General features: G+C 74.7%; 17 protein-coding genes. 9 read left to right on the forward strand and 8 right to left on the reverse strand.

Annotated elements, in window-relative coordinates; translation table 11 throughout:
- Complete coding sequence (locus tag BUE37_RS04895; protein WP_073418957.1) at positions 1-1272, forward strand: PP2C family protein-serine/threonine phosphatase; 1272 nt, start codon at positions 1-3, stop codon at positions 1270-1272.
- 45 nt (positions 1273-1317) lie between these two features.
- Here BUE37_RS04895 and BUE37_RS04900 read toward each other — a convergent pair whose 3' ends face one another.
- The 7 genes from BUE37_RS04900 to BUE37_RS04925 form a co-directional block, all read right to left on the reverse strand.
- Positions 1318-1749, reverse strand: coding sequence for an ATP-binding protein (locus BUE37_RS04900; protein WP_073419576.1), 432 nt, complete (start codon positions 1747-1749; stop codon positions 1318-1320).
- Positions 1750-2102: 353 nt separating this feature from the next.
- A complete protein-coding gene (locus tag BUE37_RS04905; RefSeq protein ID WP_073418958.1) occupies positions 2103-2969 on the reverse strand; it encodes a metal ABC transporter substrate-binding protein in 867 nt (288 codons plus the stop codon).
- Positions 2966-4237: a zinc metallochaperone AztD gene (gene aztD / locus BUE37_RS04910; RefSeq protein WP_139252818.1), complete on the reverse strand. Its 1272-nt coding sequence runs from the start codon at positions 4235-4237 to the stop codon at positions 2966-2968. Before aztD ends, BUE37_RS04905 begins: the two co-directional genes overlap by 4 nt.
- Before the next feature lie 164 nt (positions 4238-4401).
- Positions 4402-5724, reverse strand: a complete 1323-nt coding sequence (locus tag BUE37_RS04915; protein ID WP_073418961.1) for a DUF2254 domain-containing protein — start codon at positions 5722-5724, stop codon at positions 4402-4404.
- A 177-nt stretch (positions 5725-5901) separates the two neighbouring features.
- Positions 5902-6345: a helix-turn-helix transcriptional regulator gene (locus tag BUE37_RS24350; RefSeq protein ID WP_245794284.1), complete on the reverse strand. Its 444-nt coding sequence runs from the start codon at positions 6343-6345 to the stop codon at positions 5902-5904.
- A 113-nt stretch (positions 6346-6458) separates the two neighbouring features.
- Positions 6459-6914, reverse strand: coding sequence for a hypothetical protein (locus BUE37_RS24355; protein ID WP_245794285.1), 456 nt, complete (start codon positions 6912-6914; stop codon positions 6459-6461).
- A gap of 148 nt (positions 6915-7062) precedes the next feature.
- A complete protein-coding gene (locus BUE37_RS04925; RefSeq protein ID WP_073418962.1) occupies positions 7063-7854 on the reverse strand; it encodes a type 1 glutamine amidotransferase domain-containing protein in 792 nt (263 codons plus the stop codon).
- A 480-nt stretch (positions 7855-8334) separates the two neighbouring features.
- Between BUE37_RS04925 and BUE37_RS04930 the strand changes: the two genes are divergently transcribed.
- The 4 genes from BUE37_RS04930 to BUE37_RS04945 all read left to right on the forward strand — a co-directional run bounded on the left by BUE37_RS04930 (position 8335) and on the right by BUE37_RS04945 (position 12461).
- Positions 8335-9483, forward strand: a complete 1149-nt coding sequence (locus BUE37_RS04930; protein ID WP_073418963.1) for a zinc-dependent alcohol dehydrogenase — start codon at positions 8335-8337, stop codon at positions 9481-9483.
- A 16-nt stretch (positions 9484-9499) separates the two neighbouring features.
- On the forward strand, positions 9500-10102 hold the full coding sequence (locus BUE37_RS04935) for a hypothetical protein (RefSeq protein WP_073418964.1): 603 nt from the start codon (positions 9500-9502) through the stop codon (positions 10100-10102).
- Between the two features lie 165 nt (positions 10103-10267).
- On the forward strand, positions 10268-11116 hold the full coding sequence (locus BUE37_RS04940; protein WP_073418965.1) for an aldo/keto reductase: 849 nt from the start codon (positions 10268-10270) through the stop codon (positions 11114-11116).
- Positions 11117-11501: 385 nt separating this feature from the next.
- Positions 11502-12461 carry a LysR family transcriptional regulator gene (locus tag BUE37_RS04945; RefSeq protein ID WP_073418966.1) on the forward strand — a complete coding sequence of 320 codons (960 nt, stop codon included), beginning with the start codon at positions 11502-11504 and terminating at the stop codon, positions 12459-12461.
- Between the two features lie 74 nt (positions 12462-12535).
- Here the strand turns inward: BUE37_RS04945 and BUE37_RS04950 are convergent, their stop codons facing one another.
- Positions 12536-13564, reverse strand: coding sequence for a GAF domain-containing protein (locus BUE37_RS04950; protein WP_083628294.1), 1029 nt, complete (start codon positions 13562-13564; stop codon positions 12536-12538).
- 449 nt (positions 13565-14013) lie between these two features.
- Here BUE37_RS04950 and BUE37_RS04955 point away from each other — a divergent pair, with 449 nt between their 5' ends.
- Genes BUE37_RS04955 through BUE37_RS04970 form a run of 4 tightly spaced genes read left to right on the forward strand, consistent with a single transcriptional unit; the run spans position 14014 to position 17402 of the window.
- Positions 14014-15168: a glutathione-independent formaldehyde dehydrogenase gene (locus BUE37_RS04955; RefSeq protein ID WP_073418967.1), complete on the forward strand. Its 1155-nt coding sequence runs from the start codon at positions 14014-14016 to the stop codon at positions 15166-15168.
- A gap of 1 nt (position 15169) precedes the next feature.
- Positions 15170-15745: a type 1 glutamine amidotransferase domain-containing protein gene (locus BUE37_RS04960; RefSeq protein ID WP_073418968.1), complete on the forward strand. Its 576-nt coding sequence runs from the start codon at positions 15170-15172 to the stop codon at positions 15743-15745.
- Positions 15742-16230 carry an SRPBCC family protein gene (locus tag BUE37_RS04965; protein WP_073418969.1) on the forward strand — a complete coding sequence of 163 codons (489 nt, stop codon included), beginning with the start codon at positions 15742-15744 and terminating at the stop codon, positions 16228-16230. The genes BUE37_RS04960 and BUE37_RS04965 overlap by 4 nt, the downstream gene beginning before the upstream one ends.
- Positions 16231-16235: 5 nt before the next feature.
- Positions 16236-17402: a zinc-dependent alcohol dehydrogenase gene (locus BUE37_RS04970; protein ID WP_245794286.1), complete on the forward strand. Its 1167-nt coding sequence runs from the start codon at positions 16236-16238 to the stop codon at positions 17400-17402.
- The last annotated feature ends 65 nt before the right edge of the window (positions 17403-17467 follow it).

The raw sequence follows: 17467 nt of genomic DNA on the forward strand, positions 1-17467 counted from the left end.
ATGCCGACCTCGCCCGTCGCCGGTCTGGACATCGGCACGCTGCTCGCCGGGTTCGAGGGGCGCGCCCCCACCCAGGCCGTCGCGGCAGCAGCGGAGACGTTGGCGCAGAGACTCGGGGCGCGCGAGCTGACCTTCCTCATCGCCGACTTCAGCGGCCGCGCCGTCGTGCGTCTCACGACGGGACCTGTCGGTGCCGGAGGCGCACGGGCCCAGGCCGGGGCGCGGGCGGAGACGGTGCCGATGGCCGGCACCGTCTACGAGCGGGTGCTGCGCAGCCAGGAGGTCGACGTGCAGCCGCTCGACGACGGGGCCCGGGTGATCGCGCCGGTCAGCGACCGCGGGGACGCGATCGGACTGCTGGAACTGGTCCTGCCCGGAGAGCCGGGGCCGGCGTCGATCGCCGAGGTCGCCGCGGTCGCCCACGCGCTGGCCTACGTCGTCATCGCCGCTCGCCGCTACACCGACGTCTTCGAGTGGGGCCAGCGCACCACACCGTTCTCCCTGGCGGCGGAGATCCAGCGCAGGCTGCTGCCTGCCTCGTACACCTGCGAAGCCGGGCAGTTCACCCTCGCCGGCTGGCTGGAGCCCGCTGCCTCGGTGGGCGGTGACACCTTCGACTTCACGCTCAACGACGATGCGCTGCACGTGTCGATCACCGACGCCGTCGGCCACGAGGTCGAGGCCGCGCTGCTCGCCACCCTGCTCGTCGGGGCCCTGCGCAACGCGCGCCGCAGGGGCTTGTCCCTCCCTGCGCAGGCGCGGTACGCCAACGACGCGCTCGCGGACAACGCAGACGTCGGGCGGTTCGTCACCGGGCAGCTGGTCCGCGTGGACCTGGCGGTCGGCACCGCTGAGATCGTCAATGCCGGGCACCCGTTCCCGCTGCTGGTGCGCAACGGCCGCGTGCAGGACCTGGCACTGGAGATCGAGCCGCCCTTCGGCGTGGTGCCCGGCAGGTCGTTCCAGGTGCAGCGCCTCCCCCTGGAGCCGGGGGACCGGATCGTGTTCCTCACCGACGGCATGCAGGAGCGCAACGCCGCCGTCCTCGACGTGGCGGCGGCGTTGCGCCACACCACCGACCTGCACCCGCGGGAGGTCGTCCAGGAGCTCGGCGCGGCGGTGCTGCGCGCGACCGGCGGTGACCTCCGCGACGACGCGACGCTGGTCTGCCTGGACTGGTACGGCGGCCCGCCGCGCCGCAGCGACAGCGCACACGGGGCCGACGTCGCACGGGCGTCGTCGGCTCGGCCCGCAGGTCGTGGGGACGCCTGAGCGGCGGACCGGCCGACTCCCCGACGGGCCGGCGCCCCCCTCGACTCAGCCGGCGGGGAAGCGGGCCCAGACGTGCTTGCGGTGGCCCGCGACGGTCCAACCGCGGTCGACGGTCAGGTGCGCGACCATGCGCAGCCCCCTGCCTCCGCGTGCGGGATCACGGCCGATGGCCGGCACGGGCGCGTGGTGCGGATCCCCGTCGCTGACGTCCAGGAGCAGCGACTCCGCCGTCCGGACCGCGCGCACCAGCACCGGCGCCCGACCGTGCCGGAGTCCGTTCGAGGCCAACTCGTCCACGGCGACGACGAGGTCGTCGAGGAGCACACCGTCGGCGCCGGCCCGGCGGAGGTCGCCGGCCACCCACGCCCGCAACCCGGCGCGCACGGAGCGCAGCTCCGCGAGGTGGGAGATCTCGGCTTCGTAGTGGCGTCCCGCGGCCTCAGGACGTGGCCGTCGTGGCCAGAGCTCCTCGTCCATGTCCCCGTCCCGGTCGGCAGCCTCCGCCGAGTCGTTCCCCGCGCCGGACCCGTCGAACCAGCGCGACCGGACCATCGCCGGTGCCCGACCGCGCGCCGTGGTCCGCATCCGGTCCGCAGAAGCGTCGACGAAGGCCCATCCCGGCCGTCCACGGCCGACGGCGACCGAGGACGTGAGAGCCCAGCTCGGAGCGGCGACACGGGCGGATCGCGAGGTCGGCTCGTGTCTCCTCGGCTCCACCCCGACGACCCAGGCCGTTCCCCCACGGGGAACGGCCTGGGTCGCATCCGGTCCCGGTCGGCCCCGTCGCACCGGGCGTCAGCGGACTCCCCGCCGGTGCGGGGAGTCCGCCGTCATCCCCCGCAGGCCAGTCCCCGCTGCAGTGCCGCCAGGTTGTCGCGCATCCGGTCGAGGTAGTCGTCGGGGGGCGTGACGCGTTCGATCGGGTCGAGCACGTCGGTGGTCACGCCGAGGTCCTCGGCCAGGGCGGCCGCCGTCGCCGGCGAGGCGGCGGCGTCGAAGAAGATCGTGCGCACCCCCGCCGCCCGGACCGTCTCCGCCACCTCCCGCACACGGGCCGGCGAGGGCTCCACGGCCGGGTCGATGCCGGCAATACCCAGCTGCCGGAGGCCGTGGCGGTCGGCCAGGTAGCCGTAGGCCTCGTGCCCGGTCACCAGCGTGGCCCCGCGGCAGCCGGCGAGAGCCGTGGCGTACTCCTCGTCGAGGGCCGCCAGGGTGGACTCCACCTCGGCGACGCGGGCCGCGACGTCCTCCGCCGCTGCCGGGTCGAGCTCGGCCAGCACCGCGCCGACGTCCCGGGCGACGTCGGCCAGCCGGAGCGGGTCGAGCCAGAAGTGGGGGTCGCCGTCGAGGTCCGCCAGCCCGGCGACGTCCACCAGGTGCGCCGGCGGCTGCTGCTCGAGCACCGCGTCGACGCCGGGCTGCAGGCCGCCGGACAGGTGCACCACCAGGTCGGCCTCGGCCAGCTCGACGACCTGGGCCGGGGCGGGCTCGAACCCGTGCGTGTCCCCGCCGGGTGGCACGAGGTTGGTGACGGCGACGTCCGGGCCGGCGACCTGCTCGATCACCCACTGCAGCGGGTAGGACGTCGTGACGACGTCCACCGTGCCGTTCCCGTCCCGCGCCGCAGCGTCGGTGCAGCCGGCCAGGGCGACCGCGGCGAGCCCGGACGCGACGGCGCGGGCGCGGCGCCCGCTCACCCGGCGTGCTCGCCCTCGACGTCACCGGAGACGCCGCGCAGCTCGTTCGGCGTCACCTCCAGCGGCGCGCTCCTCCAGACCGCACCGCCCTCGACGTCCACCGCGTGGATCTGCCGGCTGGCGGGCTCGGTCACGTAGGCCATGCCGTCGACCACGAAAACCTGGGGGTGCGGGTCCTGCCAGTCCTCCGACTCCTCCCAGGGTGCCGTGACGGGGATGGAGCGGGTGATCGTGCCGCTGGCGGGGTCGATGACCTGCAGCGCGCCGTCGTAGGTCAGGACCAGTCCCTCGTCGCCGGGTCCGCGGCCGAAGGAGCGGTACCAGTAGGGCGCGGGGAGGTCGACCAGGCGCAGCGAGGCCGTCGTGGTGTCGATCAGCGCGACCGTGCTGGAGCGGTCCTCCGCGCTGCGCTCGTAGTCGCCGAGCACGACGGGCGAGGTCCCGGTGCCGAACTGGTTGCCGATGCGGCCGTACTCGTCCGGGCTGTCGATCTTGGTGAGGCGGCCCCCGGCGTACAGGACGGCGCCGTCCTCGCAGCCGACGACGACCGCCTCGCCGGCCGCGACGGTCTCGCCGTGCACGTTCGGGCAGTCGTCGCGGGCGGCGATCTCCTGCCCGTCGGCGTCCAGCACGCGGACCCCGGAGCGCTCGTCCTCGGTGCCGTCGGAGACGAGCACCCGGCCGTCCGCGAGTTCGACGGCGACGCCGTGGTGCGCCGACGGCGTGCTGAACTCGCGCGTCTCCCGGTCGGGACGGGAGACGTCGGCGCTGTCGAACGCGGTGACGTCGCCGGTGCCGTCGTCGAAGAGCACGGTGCGGCCGGCGTGCGTCACCACGTGGCCGGGCTCCTCGGCCGGGAACACGACGTCGGTGAGCCGGGGGTCGGCGGTGTAGTAGTGCGCGTGGTCCCCGTGCGGCTCGGCCCAGGCGCCGGCGTCGAGCGCGCGGAAGCCGCCCTGGGTCGAGACCAGCAGGTGCCGGCCGTCGCCGGCCGGGTTGAGCCGGCTGAACCCGGGCAGCGGCTCGTCGGCCAGGACCTCGAGGGTGCCGGCGTCGAGGACCTGGACCCCGCCGTCGTAGGTGATCGCCAGCCGCGGGGCGTTGGCACCCACCTCGAGGGCCGAGGCGTCCTCAGCCTCGTGCCCGTCGCCGGTGGGCGAGGGGGCGGCGGCCGGTCGGCCGGTGTCGGCGGAGGCGCACCCCACCACCAGGGCGAGGGGGAGCGCGGCGGCCAGGGCGGGGGCGCGTCGGAGGCGCGAGCGGTTCACGGGGGCTCCTCGGGTCGGGATCGGAGGCCGTGAACCTATCGCAAACGAGAATCGTTCTTACTAAGGCCCTGTCCCGGCCTCCACCCAGGCCCCTGGTGGAGAGGTCGGCGTCGACGCAGGTCCGGTTCCCGCCCCGCCGGTGGTCGGGCCGGGACGCGGCGAGCTCAGTGCGGTGCGGGGACCACCCGGGGTGGCGGCGCGACGGTGACGTCGGCCCCCGACCCGATGCCCTCGGTGTCCGGGGTGAGCGCGGCGACGACGTCCTCCTCGTCCTCGTGGGCGCGCCGGACGGCGGCGTGCAGGAGCCGGAGCTGGCGGTCCAGCGGCTCCTGCCGGTCGGGCGGTGCGACGCTCCGGAGGTCGGCCAGGGCCGCGCACATCTTGCGGGTGACCTGCGGCTCCGAGGCCCCGGCCAGGCGGATCTCGTCGAAGGCCAGCCGGACGTAGCCGTCCCAGCTGACGGTGCGCTCGAGCAGGCGCACCACGCCGTCCTCGTCGCGGTGCTCCCCGGGGGGCAGGGGGCGCGTGGCCATCTGGCGCAGGAGGTCGTGCAGCCGGTGCAGCGCCTGGACCGTCGTCGTGGGGTCGTTGAACGGCTGCGCGATCGACCGCACGGCGATGTCGACGAGCTTGCGGAAGCCGTAGGCGAGGTCCTCGGTGTGCACGCGCTCGGGGCCGAGCAGGACGTGGCGGGCGACGTCGGCGATCCGGAGCCGGTGGGCCGGGCCCCCGTCCGCGGCCACCGCAGCCCGCGCGCCCGGGTGCACCCGGAACAGCGGCGCACCCCCGACGACGAAGTCCCCGACGACGGGGACGAGCTCCAGCACGCAGTCGGCCAGCCGGGCGGCGGTGACCAGCGCCGGGCGGTCGACGCGGACCACGTTGCCGGGCTCCGCCGCGACCACCTCGTCCGGACCGCCGGTGACGACCGGCAGCTCCCCGTGCTCCCGGACGATGAACTCGCGGCTCCGGTCGCCGACGAGGTCGATCAGCCCCGCGACCCGCAGGCCCTGGCCGGCGTGGTGCACGAACAGGACGAGCACGACGAGGCTGGCGAACATCAGGACGTAGGACAGCAGCATCGACAGCCCCGGCACCGTGCCGGTGTCGGAACCGCGGATCTCGCGGAGGGTCAGCACCGCGACCAGGAAGGTGGCGCCGAACAGCCCGATCGCGAGCTGGTTGAACCGGTCGTCGAGCAGCGCCGTCACGATGCGGGGTGAGAACTGGCCCATCGCCAGCTGGACCGCGACGAGGGTGACCGTCAGGACGAGGCTGGTCAGCGACACCATGGCGGTGGCGAAGGACGACAGGATCGTCTGGGCGTCCGAAGGCGTCCCGGTGAGGCTCTGCGGGACCAGCCGGTAGCCCGTCGCCCGGTCGACGGCGAGGGTCGCGACGACGAGGAGGACGCCTGCGGCCAGGCAGAGGACGGGCAGCAGCCACAGGCTGCTGCGGATGAAGCGCTGGAACCGCAGCCGGCTCATGCGCGCGACGCCTGCGGCCCCGCCGCCCGGACGGACGACTCGTGCCTGGTCATGGTTTCCTCCCCGTGTGGGCGCACGCGCTCGCGCACGCGCCGCGGATCCGCCGACCCCGCCGGGAGGCCGGTCCTCCCAGCGAACCGGGACCGGCGGGGCAGGGCCATCGGCCGAACTGCCCATTCACGCCCGGCAGGCCGGGGGGGACGGGGCCACGTAGAGGCCCTCGCGCTCGGCCCGCACCGCGGCGAGGGTCCTCGTGGGCGCATCGAGCTTCACGAGGACGTGCTCGAGGTGGGCGGCGACGGTGCGCGGGGCCACGACGAGCGCGTGGGCGATCTGCTGGTTGGAACACCCCTCGACCAGGAACCCGAGCACCTCGAGCTCGCGCGGCGTCAGGCCCCGGAGGTGTGTCACGGGGGAGAGGACGACCGCCCCGAGCGTGCTCGCCGGCGCTTCCGCGGCACTGGCCAGCACGGTGACGCGGACGTGCCCGTCCGGGGCGTGGCGGCCGCCGCGCGGCCACAGGAAGGACGCGAACAGCCGGCCCTCGTCGATGCACGTCCGTGCGACGGTGACGACGGGCGAGCCCTCGGCGAGCAGCGCGTCGCCGCCGAGACCGGGCATCGGCCGGGTGGCCCCCTCGCGGCACAGCACCGCACCGGCGGACGCCCCCCGTACCACCCGTGCCGCCGCGGCCAGCGAGCGCAACGGGTCGATCCCCTGTGCCAGGACACCGGTCACTGGCGCAACAGCCCCCGCCCGACCGGGGAGGGCGGCTCGCCGCTGCCGTACAGGAGCGCGAGGGACCCGACGTGGCGCCCGCCCCGGTCGTACAGCGCGACGGCCGGGGCCTCGTTGAGGCCGGCGGGTATCAGGCAGTCGGCCCACGTCGGCAGGTCCGCGGCCGGGTAGGGCAGGTCGGACACGCTCAGTGGAGGGCGGGCGCGGTCGGTCCCCGTCACCTCGATGTCGCGCGCCATCCCGGGACCGCTGAGGTACTCGAGGGTGCGGTGGTCGGTGTCCGTGCTGGCCGCGCACGTGTAGCTGCTGCCCATCGGCTCGGCGAGGGCCATCCACGCGGCGTCGAACGGGACGCGGCGGCGGAGTGTCCGGAGCATCTCCTGCGAGCGCTGGGGCAGAAGCCTGGTCGAGGCGGCGATCTCGGCCAGGTCGAGGCCCGCGGTCCTGGTCATGTGCGCTCCCGGGATCAGGGCCTCGGCACGGATCGCTGGCTGTTCAACGGTGCCTCCACCTGACTCCCGTGGGCCCGGATACCGCTGAGCGGGACGCGCTAGTCCCGTTGGCGATGACGAAAGAGCCGCACTGGTCCGAGGTAACGGCTCACGGAGCCGCCGGCAGCCACCGCGGTCGCGGGCGTCCCCCGGTCCGACCTGCCGCCCGGCTCCGCCGGGTCCGCGCGTCCGGGCCGTTCAGGGTGCGCTGGACGGCAGCGGCCAGGCCGACGCCCATCAGGGCCGCGGCCGACGGCTTCGGCGACCACCGCAGCGCGCCGACGGCCCAGCCGACGGGCGCCTCGGGCTGCGGATCGGACGCACGACGCGGCGCCGCCCGCGCCGGCTCGGGTGCCGTCGCCGCGAAGGCGTCGAGCATCCCGCGGACGAAGGCGGCCATGTCCTGGGGTCCCCTGCTGGTGGTGAGGTTCCCGTCCCGGACGAGGTCCTGGTCGAGCCAGGTGGCACCGGCGTACACCAGGTCGTCGCGGATGCCGGGCCAGGAGGTGAGGGTCCGTCCGTCCAGGAGCCCCGCCGACGCGAGCACCCACGGTCCGTGGCAGAGGGTGGCGATGGGCTTGCCGCTCGCGGCGAAGGCGCGGACGAACTCCCGTGCCGCGGCGGACTGCCGGAGCAGGTCGGGGTTGATGAACCCGCCGGGCAGCAGCAGGCCGTCGTAGTCGCCGGGATCGGCTTGCTCGACCGTCCTGTCCACGCGGACCCGGCTGGCGGGCACGTGCAGGTTGACCCCGCGGATCCGGCCGCGCCGCAGGGACACGACGTGCACCTCGGCGCCGGCCGCCTGCAGGGTCCGCAGCGGGACGACCAGTTCGACCTTCTCGAAGCCGTCGGCCGCCAGGGCGGCGATCGTGCGGCCCTCGAGCCTGCGTCTGATGGGCATGGCGTCCCCTCGGTGGTGGGGAGATGACGGAGGTCCCCTCGCGGCGGGAGCCCCGACCGGGGCGCCGCGGGGTGCTCCCACCTGGCCGGCTGCTCGGCGGTGGGCCAGTACCCCCGCCCGGCAGCCGGACACGTCCCCGGGCTCCGGGCGGCCGCCCGGGGACGGAGATGGGCAGTCCTGCCGACGGCGCCCGGGCCCCGGTCCGCTCATCCTGGAGGAGCGGCCGCCCGAGGGGGACGGGTGTGCCCGCGACCCTCCGCACCTGCACGCCATGGCGGTGGGGACGTCCGCGCCCGTCGGCGCAGGACGTCGGGCATCGGTAGATCTGCCGATCTTTCGGCGGATCCCCCCGTGCGGCCCCGCCTGGGGTGGCCCCGGTGCGACGCCCGACGCAGAGTCGAGGGGCCGGCGAGCACAGCCGGTCACCGGCGCCCCGTGGCGCTGTCCCGAGCCGGGGCCCGTGCCCCAGGAGGGGATCCCATGCGAGCGATGGTCTACCGAGGTCCGTACAAGGTCAGGACCGAGGAGAAGGAACGGCCGGCGATCGAGCACCCCAACGACGCGATCGTCCGGGTCACCCTGGCCGCCATCTGCGGCTCCGACCTGCACCTCTACCACGGCATGATGCCGGACACCCGGATCGGTCACACGTTCGGCCACGAGATCATCGGCGTGGTGGACGAGGTGGGCTCGTCCGTGCAGAACCTGCAGGTCGGGGACCGGGTGATGATCCCGTTCAACATCTTCTGCGGCACCTGCTGGTACTGCGCCCGTGGGCTGTACTCCAACTGCCACAACGTCAACCCGAACGCCACCGCCGTCGGTGGCATCTACGGCTACTCGCACACGACCGGGGGCTACGACGGCGGCCAGGCGGAGTACGTGCGGGTGCCGTTCGCCGACGTCGGCCCCTCGAGGATCCCGGACTGGATGGCCGACGAGGACGCGGTCCTGCTGACCGACGCGACGGCGACCGGGTACTTCGGGGCGCAGCTCGGCGACATCGTGCAGGGCGACGTCGTCGTCGTCTTCGGCGCCGGGCCCGTCGGGCTGGTGGCGGCGAAGTCGGCCTGGCTCATGGGGGCCGGCCGGGTCATCGTCATCGACCACCTGGACCACCGGCTGGAGAAGGCGCGCAGCTTCGCCCACGCCGAGACCTACAACTTCACCGAGTACGGCGACATCGTCCTGGAGATGAAGAAGACCACCGACTGGCTCGGCGCCGACGTCGCCATCGACTGCGTGGGCGCGGAGGCGGACGGCAACTTCCTCCAGCACGTCACCTCGTCCAAGCTCAAGCTGCAGGGCGGCTCCCCGGTCGCGCTGAACTGGGCGATCGACTCCGTCCGCAAGGGCGCGACCATCTCGGTGATGGGCGCGTACGGCCCGCTGTTCAGCGCCGTCAAGTTCGGCGACGCGATGAACAAGGGGCTGACGATCCACACGAACCAGGCCCCGGTGAAGCGGCAGTGGCCCCGGCTGTTCGAGCACGTGCGCAACGGCTACCTCAAGCCCAGCGAGCTGGTCACCCACCGGATACCGCTGGAGCACATCGCCGAGGGCTACCACATCTTCTCGGCCAAGCTCGACGGCTGCATCAAGCCCCTCGTCGTCCCGTCCGCGGCGTGAGCGACAGGAGACCCCGATGACCTACACACCGCACAAACCCCCGCTCGCGGAGTCGCCCGAGCAACTCCGCGCGCGCATCCCGGGCTGGGGCGTCGACCTCGACCCGAAGGACCGGCCGTCGGTGCCGAAGCTGCAGTTCCAGGAGGACTTCACCGGCGCGCACTGGGAGTTCCCGGAGCGGCAGCCGGAGAGGTACCCGCGGGAACGGTCGCCGGAGCACGGGATGCTCACCCCGGTCTTCGGCACCGCCCAGCCGCCCTCGGGCGTCTCCGGCGCCATCAGGCGCTACGCCTACCGCTACAGCGAGGGCCGCACGGCGCACTGGCTGCTGCTCGTCCTCGGCGACCGCGTGGACGCCTGGGAGCACCACCTGAAGTCGCTGCTGACACTCCACCCGGACAACCCGGTCACCGAGACCGGGGTGAAGGCCGAGTTCACGCACCACGGCCTCAGGTCGCGGGTCGGGCAGCACCGGACCGACCTCAAGCACCAGGTCCTCGACCCGGTGATCGTCGGCGGCCCGTGGATCGCCGCGGCCGGGGCGGCGTACGCCGGTGCCCGGAGGGTGTCGAGGTCCCTGGCGCGGGCCGGGTCCGACGGGCACCGGCCGGTGCACTGAGCCGGTGACGGCCCGGGACCGGCCCGCGGGCACGGAGGAGGCCGGGCCGGGAGCGCCGTGCCGGGCCACCGCGACGCAGCGGTCGGCCCCCGCCGGGGCCCAGGCGATCCCACCGGGACCGCCTGGGCGCCGGGCCACGACGACCCCGCCCACGGAGGAGCCCGCATGACCGCGTCCACGGTGCGCGCCGTGACCCTGCCCGACGGCACCAGCGCCCCGGCCCTCGGCCTGGGCACCTGGTACCTGGGCGAGGACCCCGGCAGGACCGACGACCAGCTGGACGCCCTCCGCACGGGCATCGACCTCGGCCTGACGCTGCTCGACACCGCCGAGATGTACGGCGACGGCGCCGCCGAGGAGCTCACCGGCCGGGCGATCGCCGGCCGGCGGGACGACGTCTTCCTGGTCAGCAAGGTGCTGCCGCACCACGCCACGCGCCAGGGCACGGTGGACGCCTGCGAGCGGAGCCTGCGTCGGCTGCGCACCGACCACCTCGACCTCTACCTGCTGCACTGGCGCAGCCGGGTCCCGGTCGAGGAGACCGTGGCCGCCTTCGAGTCGCTGGTCTCCCGCGGGCTCGTCCGCTCCTGGGGCGTGAGCAACCTCGATGTCCCCGACCTCGACCGACTGGTGGGGCTCCCCGGCGGGAACCGGGTCCAGACCGACCAGGTGCTCTACAACCTCGCCCGGCGCGGCCCCGAGTACGACCTCGTCCCCTGGTGCCGCAGCAGGCGCATGCCCCTGATGGCGTACTCACCCGTGGACCACGGCGAACTGCTCCGGCACCAGGCCGTCCGCGGTCTGGCCGCGGAGAAGGGGGTCACCCCCGCCCAACTGGCCATCGCGTGGGTGCTGCGGCTACCCGACGTGTTCACCGTCGCCAAGGCCTCGACCCGCGCGCACGTCGTCGAGAACCGCGCGGCGCTGGAGATCGACCTCAGCCAGGCGGAGCTGGACCAGCTCGACCGGAGCTTCCCCCCGCCGACCGGCAAGGTCCCGCTCGACGTCCTGTAGGACCGGCCGGCGAGCCGGCCGCGAGGAGCTGTCCCGGGGGCCGCGGCACGGCGGCCCCGCAGCCGGTGGTCGCGGGGCCGCCGTGCTCAGACGATCCCTCGTCGTGGGGCTCGACGTGTCGGACGCCGACCGGTGCCCCCGACCTGGGGGACACCGCCGGGGGAGGACATCGGCAGACCTGCCGGTGTCCGCGCGCCGTCCGGGTACCGGTGCGGGAGCCGGGTGGGCCACCAGCGGCGCCGACGCGACGCCGGGCCGCCGTCCCCGGGAGGACCACCGTGCGAGTCGAGGACCTGCCGGGTGACGCCGCGGTGCACGGGCCCCGGCCGAGGCGGAGGTGGGCCGCGCGGCCCGTGGACGGCACGCGCCCGCAGTAAGATCCACCATGGAGTTGCGCCAGTTGCGCTACTTCCTGGCGGTGGCCGAGGAAGGCCGCTTCAGCCGGGCGGCGCAGCGACTCCACATCGCTGCTCCGTCGCTCTCGCAGCAGATCCGCGCGCTGGAACGGGAGCTCCGGGTCCCGCTGTTCGAGCGCACCCCGGAAGCGGCCCGGCTGACCGTCGCCGGCGTCGTCCTGGCCGAGCGGGCCCGGATCGTCCTGGCGGAGGTGGACCGGGCGCTGGCGGACGTGCGCGCCGCCGGAGCGGACTCCCGCGAGCGACTGACCCTGCGGGTGGCCACCATGGCCGACCTCGTCCTCGGCGGCCCGCTGCGGCACGCCGCGCTGGCGATCGACGGGATCGAGGTGTCGGTGAGCTCCGGCCGGGGGGACGACGCCGTCGAGGCCGTCCGCCAGGGCAGGGCCGACGCGGCGGTCGTCTGGAGCCGGTCCTACCCGCAGCGCGACCTCGCCGGCGTGGTCCTGGGGCAGGTCGTCCTCGGCGTCGTGCTGCCGCTCGGGCACGCGTTGAGCGGCGCGGTCACGGTGCCGGTGGCCGCGCTCGCCGACGAGGTGCTGGTGATGTTCCCGCGGGAGCCGTTCGCCGGGACGTGGGACCGCGCCGTGGACCACGTGTTCCCCGCCGGCGCCGCGCACGACCACGTCGTCATCGAACCCGACCTGCTGAACGCGCCGGAGGCGGTGCTGCGCGCGGTCGGAGCCGGCACCGGCATCGCCGTGAGCATCCTCGGGCTCGTCGACCACCTGGGGGTCGAGGGGATCACGGTGCGGCCCCTCGTCCCAGCGCTGACGTGGGACCTGGAGGCGGTGTGGCGGGCACCGGCCAGCCCTGCCGTCCGCAAGCTGGTCGACTTCCTCGTCGAGTCGTCCCAGGATCCGGAGACGCTCGTCGAGCCGGTCCGCAGTCCCGGCGACGGCCGGCGGGACGCCACCGTCACGGCCTGAGGAGCACGTCCTCACCCCGGGTCCGGCCCGCGCCGTCGGCGGGGCGACCGGTCCCCGGCCGGCGCCGGAGCGGCTCAGAGGGGTCCCGTCACCCGCGGCGGGATGCGCAACCCGCCGCGCAGGGCGCGCACCGCGGCGGCCGTGAGGTCGCCGGTCCCCAGGGCGACCAGGCTCCGCCCCAGGGAGTCGGCCACCGCCTCCGCGGCCACGTGGAGGGCCCGCGCGAGGGCCGGGACACCGGTGACGCCCTCGGTCACGAGGCCCAGGACCCGCAGGTCCAGGACGGTGAGGCCGTGCAGGTCGCCCGGGGCGCTCAGCAGCACCGCGGCGGAGAGGTGGTCGAGGTCCGGGCGGGCGAGGTCGAGCGCGGTGACCCGCACCAGCCGCTCGGTGCCGTTCCCCGGTACCGGGGCGAGGAAGGAGGTGAACGCGCCGCTGACGGCCAGCTCGGCGGCGGCGACCCCGAAGACCGGCGATCCGGGGGTCAGCAGGCGGTCGTCGGGGAGACCCGGCAACGGCAGGACGTCGCCTCCCCGGGTGAGGACGACGCCGGCGCCGGCGTCCCCGACGATCCGGGCGGTCTCGGCGACGTCCCGGGTCCGGTCCAGGTCGTCGGCGATCACCCGGGTGACGGCCGCGACGAGCCTCCGGTCGGCCCCGCGCAGTCGGGACGGATCATCGGAGAGCAGGCTGAGGAAGCCGATGTGCCGCCCGCCCATCGTGACCAGCGGGGCAGCCAGACCCTGGCGGAAGCCCGCCGGGAGGAGGTGCTCGGCCCACGCACGGAGCTCGGGCAGCGGGCTCGGGAGCTCCGTGGCCAGCAACGGCGGACGGTGCCGGTTGAGGCCGAGCGCATCCACCTCGTCGTCGGCCTCCGGACGGCGGAAGTAGGCGACGAGCGCCTCGGCCGGACCGGTGGTGGCCAGCGGGACGTGGGTCCTCCGCTCCGGGTCGCGGACGGCGAGCCAGCCGACGTCGAAGGCCAGGGTCCGGCCGAGCCGCCGCAGGTGCTCGGCAGCGCGTTCCTGCACGGTGGCGGACGACTCGACGACACCGGCGACCTGCGACCACATCCGCCGGAGCCGCGGGTCGTCCCCGTTCACGACGGCCCGCCTCCCCGCACTCGCCGGAGCACGGGCACCCCGGGACGAGCGGGGGTCCCGCGCCGGCGCACCGGGAGGCCCATGGCGGTGCCGGTCCGCCGGTCGGTGCCCGGCGCCTCCACGGGCGGGTCGACGGTCATCGGGTCCCCCTGCCTCTGCCACCGGTGTGCGGATCGGCCGGTGCGTCGTGGTCCGCCCGCCGCGGACTCCCGGCGACGGACCTCCAGGGTGCGGGCGCGGTCCGGCGTCGGCATCGGCACGGCGACCGATCCGCGGCTCGGGGACCAGGGGGCGTCGACGTCCGGCCCCCGGCGGGCGACCCGGACGAGGCGTCCGGCGCGCGGGCCGGTATCGGCATGTCTGCCGATACCGGGTGGCCCGCCGCGACCGGTGCAATCGAGGTCCCGACCCCAGCCGGGCTCGGGGACCACCCCGCACGAGGAGGCAGCGTGAAGGCAGTCGTCTACGACGGGCCGCGGCAGGTCAGCGTCAAGGACGTCCCGGACGCGCGGATCGAGCGGCCGACCGACGTCCTGGTCCGGATCACCTCGGCGAACATCTGCGGCTCCGACCTGCACATGTACGAGGGCCGGACCGACTTCGAGCCGGGCCGCTGGTTCGGCCACGAGAACCTCGGCCAGGTGGTCGAGGTCGGTGACGGGGTCGACAAGGTGAAGGTGGGGGAGTACGTCGTCCTGCCGTTCAACATCGCCTGCGGGCACTGCAAGAACTGCGAGCGGCAGCTCACGAACTACTGCCTGACCGCGCAGCCGGAGCCCACGATGGCCGGCGCCGCCTACGGCTTCGCCGACATGGGCCCCTGGGCCGGTGGGCAGGCGGAGCTGCTGCGCGTGCCCTGGGGTGACTTCAACTGCCTGCGGCTGGGTGAGGACGCGGAGGAGCGCCAGACCGACTACGTGATGCTCGCCGACATCTTCCCGACCGGCTACCACGCCACCGAGATGGCCGGCGTGGAGCCCGGCGACCAGACGGTCATCTACGGCGCCGGCCCGGTCGGCCTGATGGCCGCCCTCTCGGCGACCATCCGCGGCGCCGGCAAGGTCATGGTCGTCGACCGGCACCCCGACCGGCTCAAGCTGGCCGAGTCCATCGGCGCGATCGCCATCGACGACTCGAAGGTCGACCCGGTGCAGGCCGTCCTCGAGCAGACGATGGGGCTCGGCGCGGACAACGGCTGCGAGTGCGTCGGCTACCAGGCGCACGAGCCCGACGGCCGGGAGCAGGCCGACCTCACGATGAACCGGCTGGTCGCCTCCGTGCGCTTCACCGGGAAGATCGGCAACGTCGGCGTCTTCGTGCCCCAGGACCCCGGCGCCAGCGACGACCTGGCCAAGCAGGGCAAGCTCGCCTTCGACTACGGCATGTTCTGGTTCAAGGGCCAGCACATCGGCAGCGGTCAGGCGCCTGTGAAGAAGTACAACCGGCAGCTGCGCGACCTCATCGCCGGCGGCAAGGCCGAGCCGTCGTTCATCGTCAGCCACGAGCTGCCGCTGGACGGCGCGCCGGAGGCCTACGAGCACTTCGACAAGCGGGACGAGGGCTGGACCAAGGTCGTCCTGCACCCGGCGATGGCGGGGAGCTGACGTGGCAGGGGAGCTGGACGGACGGCGCGTCGCCATCCTGGCGGCCGACGGGGTGGAGCGCGTCGAGCTCGAGCAGCCCCGGCGCGCCCTGGACGACGCGGGCGCGCGCACCGACGTGCTGTCGATCCACGACGGCGAGATCCAGGCGCGCGACAACGACCTGGAGGACGCCGGCACGTTCGGCGTCGACCGGCTGGTCGGCGCCGCGTCGGTGGACGAGTACGACGCGCTGCTGCTGCCGGGCGGCACGGTGAACCCGGACCAGCTGCGCATGCAGCCGGCGGCGGTCGGGTTCGTGCGGGACTTCGTCGAGTCGGGCAAGCCGGTGGCGAGCATCTGCCACGGGCCGTGGAACTTCGTCGAGGCCGACGTCGCGCGGGGACGGCGGCTGACGTCGTACCCGAGCATCCGCACGGACCTGCGCAACGCCGGGGCGGAGGTGGTCGACGAGCAGGTCGTCACCGACGGCAACATCACCACCAGCCGGTCGCCCGACGACCTGCCGGCCTTCTGCGAACGCATCGTGCAGGAGTTCGCGCGGGCCCCGCAGGCCGCCTCCGCGGGAGGCCGGTCATGACCGGCTCGCTGGGGAACGTCGCGTCCCTGGCCGCCCGCGCCGGCGGGAGCGTCGTCCGCCAGGTGCGGTCGGCGATCGACCCGTCCACCGCCCGGCCCGCCGGCGCCGGCCAGCCGGCATCGGGGTGGCTCGTGGTCACCGTGTTCCGCGACCCGTCGGACGTCGACACCGGTCAGCTGCCCGCACCGCTGGCGGAGTTCGGCGACCGGATCGAGGTCCGCGTCCGCCCGGCCCCGGGCGGCAAGGGCACCGAGCTGGCGGTTCGGCTGCGCGACCGGCCGTCGTCGGGCACCGCGCTGGGCCGGTTGAGCGGCAGCGACCCGCAGGCGGACCTGCGGTCCGCGCTGCGCCGCGCCAAGCAGCTCATCGAGGTCGGTGAGGTGCTGGCGGTGGACCCCGCACCGCACGGCCGGCGGACGGCGACCCCCGGGGGCGCGCTCCTGGAGGCGTTCACCAAGGCGGCGCCCAGGGCAGGTGTGCGGTGAAGGCGGTGACCTGGCGGGGCGTCAACGAGGTCGGCGTGGAGGACGTCCCGGAACCGAGGATCCTCGACGACCACGACGTCATCCTCGAGGTCGGCCTGTCGGTGACCTGCGGCTCGGACCTGCACCTGCTGGGCGGCTACATCCCCGCGATGCGCGCCGGTGACGTGCTCGGCCACGAGTTCATGGGCACGGTCGCCGAGGTCGGCCCCGGGGTGACCAAGCACCGGGTGGGGGACCGGGTGGTGGTCGCCTCGTTCATCGGTTGCGGGCAGTGCTGGTACTGCAAGCAGGAGCTGTGGTCGCTGTGCGACAACGGCAATCCGAACCCGGGGATCACCGAGGCGCTGTGGGGCCAGTCCATCGGCGGCTGCTTCGGCTACTCGCACGCGATGGGCGGCTGGGCGGGCAGCCACGCCCCCTACATCCGGGTCCCCTACGCCGACCAGGGGGCGTTCACGATCCCCGACGGGGTCTCCGACGAGCGGGCCCTGTTCGCCTCCGACGCGGCGCCCACCGGCTGGACCGGGGCGCACCAGGCGGAGGTGAAGCCCGGGGACGTCGTCGCGGTGTGGGGCGCCGGCGGCGTCGGACAGATGGCCGCGCGCAAGGCGATGCTCATGGGCGCCGAGCGGGTCGTCGTCATCGACCGGTTCGACAACCGGCTCGCCCAGGTCCGCACGCACATCGGTGCGGAGACCCTCGACTACGAGCAGGTCGACGTCCCCGCCGAACTGCGCGAGATGTCCGGCGGGCGCGGCCCGGACGTGTGCATCGAGGCGGTGGGCATGGAGGCGCACAGCAACGGCCCGCAGTACCTCTACGACCAGGTCAAGCAGCAGCTGCGGCTGCAGTCGGACCGGCCGACCGCCCTCCGGGAGGCCATCTACGCCTGCCGCAAGGGCGGGACGGTGTTCGCCCTCGGCGTGTTCGGCGGCTTCGTGGACAAGTTCCCCATGGGGGCGGTGATGAACAAGGCGCTGACCCTGCGCGGCGCCCAGCAGCACGGCCACCGCTACATCCCCGAGATCCTCGACCTGATGAGCCGGGACGAGGTGCGGACCGAGCACCTGGCCACCCACGTCATGTCGCTCGACGACGGGCCGAAGGGGTACCGGATGTTCAAGGAGAAGGAGGACGGGTGCGTACGTGCCGTCTTCCGTCCGGGTGGCTGAGGCGCCGGCGGCCGGCCTCCCGCACGGCCCGGCACCGGGCCGTGCGGGAGGCCGGCGCGGGGCCC

It is taken from the genome of Geodermatophilus nigrescens (assembly GCF_900129495.1).
Lineage (GTDB): Bacteria > Actinomycetota > Actinomycetes > Mycobacteriales > Geodermatophilaceae > Geodermatophilus > Geodermatophilus nigrescens.

Excerpts from the sequence above, each read along its gene's own strand:
- BUE37_RS04895 (WP_073418957.1), top strand. The coding sequence starts at position 1 with ATGCCGACCTCGCCCGTCGCCGGTCTGGACATCGGCACGCTGCTCGCC.
- BUE37_RS04900 (WP_073419576.1), bottom strand. The coding sequence starts at position 1,749 with ATGGACGAGGAGCTCTGGCCACGACGGCCACGTCCTGAGGCCGCGGGA.
- BUE37_RS04915 (WP_073418961.1), bottom strand. The coding sequence starts at position 5,724 with ATGAGCCGGCTGCGGTTCCAGCGCTTCATCCGCAGCAGCCTGTGGCTG.
- BUE37_RS24350 (WP_245794284.1), bottom strand. The coding sequence starts at position 6,345 with ATGCCCGGTCTCGGCGGCGACGCGCTGCTCGCCGAGGGCTCGCCCGTC.
- BUE37_RS24355 (WP_245794285.1), bottom strand. The coding sequence starts at position 6,914 with ATGACCAGGACCGCGGGCCTCGACCTGGCCGAGATCGCCGCCTCGACC.
- BUE37_RS04925 (WP_073418962.1), bottom strand. The coding sequence starts at position 7,854 with ATGCCCATCAGACGCAGGCTCGAGGGCCGCACGATCGCCGCCCTGGCG.
- BUE37_RS04930 (WP_073418963.1), top strand. The coding sequence starts at position 8,335 with ATGCGAGCGATGGTCTACCGAGGTCCGTACAAGGTCAGGACCGAGGAG.
- BUE37_RS04935 (WP_073418964.1), top strand. The coding sequence starts at position 9,500 with ATGACCTACACACCGCACAAACCCCCGCTCGCGGAGTCGCCCGAGCAA.
- BUE37_RS04940 (WP_073418965.1), top strand. The coding sequence starts at position 10,268 with ATGACCGCGTCCACGGTGCGCGCCGTGACCCTGCCCGACGGCACCAGC.
- BUE37_RS04945 (WP_073418966.1), top strand. The coding sequence starts at position 11,502 with ATGGAGTTGCGCCAGTTGCGCTACTTCCTGGCGGTGGCCGAGGAAGGC.
- BUE37_RS04965 (WP_073418969.1), top strand. The coding sequence starts at position 15,742 with ATGACCGGCTCGCTGGGGAACGTCGCGTCCCTGGCCGCCCGCGCCGGC.